General features: G+C 57.4%; 1 protein-coding gene. It reads left to right on the top strand.

Annotated elements, in window-relative coordinates:
- On the top strand, positions 1-397 hold a 397-nt coding region (locus PU724_RS33970), incomplete at both ends, for a hypothetical protein (RefSeq protein WP_426213861.1).

Genomic DNA, 397 nt, shown 5'->3' with positions numbered 1-397 from the left:
AAGTTACGATCAGTCGCAACTTTGGCAGGAGGTGGACCAAGCTGAGCGGCGGGAACCTGCCGGCTCCGGCTCGAATTGGTCGCCGCAGATTCCGTCTGATTTTGACGCGACTATGTGGCCAACGCCGGAATCCGCGTCAACTCGCTCGTCTGGCATCTACCGCGGTCTTGATTCTATAGCTAGATCGCGCTCGGTCAGCGAAGACAACCAGGTGATCGAAGATGCATGTCGGGCAGCTGCAAGCAGGTACGGAAAAGACACGCTAAAAGTCTATCGGAGTACTTTGGGTCGTTTCAACAGCTGGCTCAGTCAGACCTTCGGCAAGGGCATTGCCCAGATGGAACCCGCGGTGCTGAGCCGGGCGGTTGACGAGTACAAGAAGAACGTAGGCCCCGGT

The sequence above is a fragment of the Mesorhizobium abyssinicae genome (genome assembly GCF_049887195.1).
Lineage (GTDB): Bacteria > Pseudomonadota > Alphaproteobacteria > Rhizobiales > Rhizobiaceae > Mesorhizobium > Mesorhizobium abyssinicae.
The sequence above is the reverse complement of the archived record's forward strand: the minus strand, read 5'-3'. Positions and strand labels throughout refer to the sequence as shown.